The following is a 4,073-nucleotide window of genomic DNA, read 5'->3' as shown; positions in this document are numbered from 1 at the left end:
ATTGAATAAGGATAAATCTTAGAGAAGCAGGAGGAAAAATGAGCGAATATATTTTAAAAGCAATTTAAAGGAGTAAAGCGTGGGTGCGAAAATTAAGGCAGACGAAATCAGCAGCATAATCAAAGAGCGAATCGAAAATTTCGATCTTAGCGTTGATATCGAAGAAACCGGCAAGGTCGTTTCGGTCGCAGACGGTGTTGCTAATGTTTACGGCTTAAAAAACGTAATGGCTAACGAGATGGTCGAATTCGAAAACGGAGCTCGTGGTATCGCGTTAAATTTAGAGGAGAGCAGTGTCGGCATCGTTATTTTAGGCGATACTAGCGGTATTAACGAAGGTAGTAGCGTTAAAAGACTGGGTAAGCTTTTGCGCGTTCCAGTAGGTGATGCTCTAATAGGTCGCGTAGTAAATGCCCTAGGCGAGCCGATCGACGGCAAGGGCGCGATAGAAACTAGCGATACTAGATTTGTCGAAGAAAAGGCCAAAGGCATCATGGCTCGTAAATCCGTCCATGAGCCACTTCAAACCGGCCTTAAAGCGATAGACGCGCTAGTGCCGATCGGTCGCGGACAGCGCGAGCTCATCATCGGCGACCGCCAAACAGGAAAAACCACCGTTGCTGTTGATACCATCATTAATCAAAAGGGACAGGATGTCATCTGCATATACGTAGCAATCGGCCAGAAGCAATCTACCGTCGCGCAAGTCGTTAAAAAGCTTGAAGAATACGGTGCGATGGATTATACGATCGTAGTTGCGGCAGGTGCTAGCGAGGCGGCTGCGCTTCAGTATTTGGCTCCGTATTCAGGCTGCACGATGGGTGAGTATTTCAGAGATAACTCCCGCCACGCGCTTATCATCTACGATGATCTTAGCAAGCATGCGGTCGCATATCGCGAGATGTCGCTTATCTTGCGCCGTCCGCCGGGACGCGAGGCGTATCCTGGCGATGTATTTTACCTGCACTCCCGCCTGCTTGAGCGCGCTAGCAAACTAAGCGATGCACTCGGTGCAGGCAGCCTAACGGCGCTTCCTATTATCGAGACACAAGCAGGCGACGTTTCGGCATATATCCCTACAAATGTAATCTCTATCACTGATGGTCAAATTTTCCTAGAATCTGGTCTATTTAACTCAGGAATTCGTCCTGCGATCAACGTGGGTCTTTCAGTTAGCCGCGTCGGCGGTTCCGCGCAGATTAAAGCGATCAAAAAGGTCTCGGGAACCTTGCGCCTAGATCTTGCCCAGTACCGCGAACTTCAGGCGTTTGCGCAGTTTGCGAGTGATCTGGACGAGAGTAGCCGCAAGCAGCTGGATCGTGGACAAAGGATGGTCGAAATTTTAAAGCAACCTCCTTATTCGCCGCTTCCGGTCGAAAATCAAGTGGTCATCATCTTTGCGGGAAGCCGCGGATTTTTGGACGATGTGCCTACGAGTTCGATTGGTAAATTCGAAGCTGAGCTCTATCCGTATATCGAGGCGAAATACCCTGAAATTTTTGAAGAGATAAGAAGCAAAAAGACCATCGAGAAGGATTTGGAAGAAAATTTAATCAAGGCTCTAAATGACTTTAAAGCGACCTTTGCCGCTTAAGAAGGCTAAATTATGGCAAATTTAAAGGATATAAAACTTCAAATCAAAAGCGTCAGAAATACGGAGAAGACCACCAAAGCTATGAAGCTGGTCTCCAACGTCAAGCTTAAAAACACTAAAGAGGCGGCGATGCGCTCGCGTGCTTATGCGGTGAAGATTAACGAGGTCTTGGGTGAAATTTCTGCGCGAGTTAAAAATTACGTAGGCAATAATTCAGGCAACGACGAAAAACTTAGAATTTTCGATACCACTCGAGAGGTAAAGGTGGTTGATCTGCTGTTTATCACCGCAGATAAAGGGCTTTGCGGCGGTTTTAATATCAATACCATCAAAAAGATCAAAGCTTTGATCGAGGAGCTTAAGGCTAAAAAGATCAAGGTTCGCCTTCGTGCTGTCGGCAAAAAGGGGATAGAGTATTTTGATTTTCAAGGCGTTGAGCTTTTGGAGCGATATATCGGCGTCAGCTCATCTCCATCGTCTGAGAAAGCTAACGAAATCGTCCAAGCCGCAGTTAAGGACTTTAACGAAGGCAAAACCGATGAAGTCATACTCGTCCACAATGGCTATTTGAATATGATTACTCAAGAGATGCGGGTAAATACGTTGGTGCCGATCGGTGAGCCTGCAATTAGTGAGGATGCTTTAAAAACATCTACATTGGAAGTAGAGGTTGAAAGTCCTGAGGATGAAGAAACATTGATGCTAAATTTAATCCAGAGCTATCTTAGCTACAGCATGTATTACGCGCTTATTGACTCTTTGGCGGCGGAGCATTGCTCGAGAATGAATGCGATGGAGAATGCGACAAATAACGCCAAAGAACGCGTATCGCAGTTAAATTTAGCATATAACAAAGCCAGACAAGGCTCTATCACGACCGAGCTTATCGAGATCATAAGCGGCGTCGAATCAATGAAATGAAAGGAAAACGGATGAAAGGAATAATCTCTCAGGTAATGGGTCCGGTAGTCGACGTCGATTTTAAGGACTACTTGCCGAAGATCAATGAAGCCGTCGAGGTAAAATTTGAAGTAGAAGGTAGCCAAAGAAGGCTTATTTTGGAAGTAGCCGCGCACCTTGGAGACAATCGCGTTCGCACGATCGCTATGGATATGAGCGACGGACTGAGGCGAGGACTTGAGGCCGTCGCTTTGGGCACGCCTATTACGGTGCCGGTGGGCGAGAAGGTCTTGGGTAGAATTTTTAACGTCACGGGCGATCTGATCGACGAGGGCGAGGATGAGAAATTTGAAACCCGCTGGTCGATCCACAGAGATCCGCCTAGCTTTGAAAATCAAAGCACGAAGAGCGAAATTTTTGAAACCGGCATTAAGGTAGTCGATCTGCTAGCTCCTTATGCAAAGGGCGGTAAGGTAGGACTATTCGGCGGTGCTGGCGTCGGTAAGACTGTCATCATCATGGAACTGATCCACAACGTCGCTTTCAAACACAGCGGTTACTCCGTATTTGCGGGCGTCGGCGAGCGAACGAGAGAGGGAAACGACCTTTATAATGAGATGAAAGAATCGGGCGTTTTGGATAAAGTCGCCTTGACCTACGGCCAGATGAACGAGCCGCCGGGGGCGAGAAATCGTATCGCGCTAACCGGTCTTACGATGGCTGAGTATTTCCGCGACGAGCTAGGGCTTGACGTTTTGATGTTTATCGACAATATCTTCCGTTTTTCGCAATCGGGCTCGGAGATGTCCGCGCTTTTGGGGCGAATTCCGTCCGCGGTCGGTTATCAGCCTACGCTTGCTAGCGAAATGGGTAAACTGCAAGAGCGTATCACTTCGACCAAAAAGGGCTCCATTACCTCCGTTCAGGCCGTTTACGTGCCCGCGGACGACCTTACCGACCCTGCGCCTGCGACCGTTTTTGCGCACCTTGATGCGACGACCGTTTTAAACAGAGCGATCGCCGAAAAAGGAATTTATCCTGCCGTCGATCCGCTTGATTCGACCTCAAGAATGCTTGATCCACAAATCATCGGCGAGGAGCATTACAAGGTCGCTCGCGGCGTCCAAGCGGTGCTTCAGAAATATAAAGATTTGCAAGACATTATCGCGATTTTGGGTATGGACGAACTTAGCGAAGAGGATAAGCTCGTAGTCGAGCGCGCTAGAAAGATCGAACGCTATCTATCTCAGCCATTTTTCGTAGCCGAGGTATTTACCGGAAGTCCGGGCAAATATATCTCGCTAGAGGAGACTATCGCGGGATTTAAAGGAATTTTAGAGGGCAAATACGACGATCTGCCAGAAAATGCCTTTTACATGGTAGGAAATATCGACGAGGTAGTAGCAAAAGCTGAAAAGATGAAAGCATAGGAATTTTAAGATGAAAGAATTTTTGCTTTTAGATATCGTTACGCCCGAAGGGATGGTCTTTTCGGGTGAGGTCAAATCCGTCCAGCTCCCCGGCATTACTGGCGAAATGGGTATTTTGCCGGGGCATGCGAGCTTGCTAACGGGGCTTA

At 47.6% G+C, this 4,073-nt stretch carries 3 protein-coding genes and 1 pseudogene; all 4 read left to right on the top strand.

The window, feature by feature from the left end; translation table 11 throughout:
* Positions 1-79 precede the first annotated feature (79 nt).
* Positions 80-1,594, top strand: a complete 1,515-nt coding sequence (gene atpA / locus Q0095_RS09820; RefSeq protein ID WP_005869639.1) for a F0F1 ATP synthase subunit alpha — start codon at positions 80-82, stop codon at positions 1,592-1,594.
* 12 nt (positions 1,595-1,606) lie between these two features.
* The gene (gene atpG, locus Q0095_RS09815; protein WP_297883338.1) at positions 1,607-2,515 is read left to right on the top strand and encodes an ATP synthase F1 subunit gamma; all 909 of its coding nucleotides are present in this window, start codon (positions 1,607-1,609) and stop codon (positions 2,513-2,515) included.
* Positions 2,516-2,526: 11 nt separating this feature from the next.
* Complete coding sequence (gene atpD, locus Q0095_RS09810; protein ID WP_297883337.1) at positions 2,527-3,924, top strand: F0F1 ATP synthase subunit beta; 1,398 nt, start codon at positions 2,527-2,529, stop codon at positions 3,922-3,924.
* Between the two features lie 10 nt (positions 3,925-3,934).
* Positions 3,935-4,073 (top strand): annotated as a pseudogene (locus tag Q0095_RS09805) (F0F1 ATP synthase subunit epsilon); the annotation flags it as partial.

Source organism: uncultured Campylobacter sp. (assembly GCF_938045535.1).
Lineage (GTDB): Bacteria > Campylobacterota > Campylobacteria > Campylobacterales > Campylobacteraceae > Campylobacter_B.
This window is presented reverse-complemented; position numbering and strand designations above follow the sequence as displayed.

Excerpts from the sequence above, each read along its gene's own strand:
- atpG (WP_297883338.1), top strand. The coding sequence starts at position 1,607 with ATGGCAAATTTAAAGGATATAAAACTTCAAATCAAAAGCGTCAGAAAT.
- atpD (WP_297883337.1), top strand. The coding sequence starts at position 2,527 with ATGAAAGGAATAATCTCTCAGGTAATGGGTCCGGTAGTCGACGTCGAT.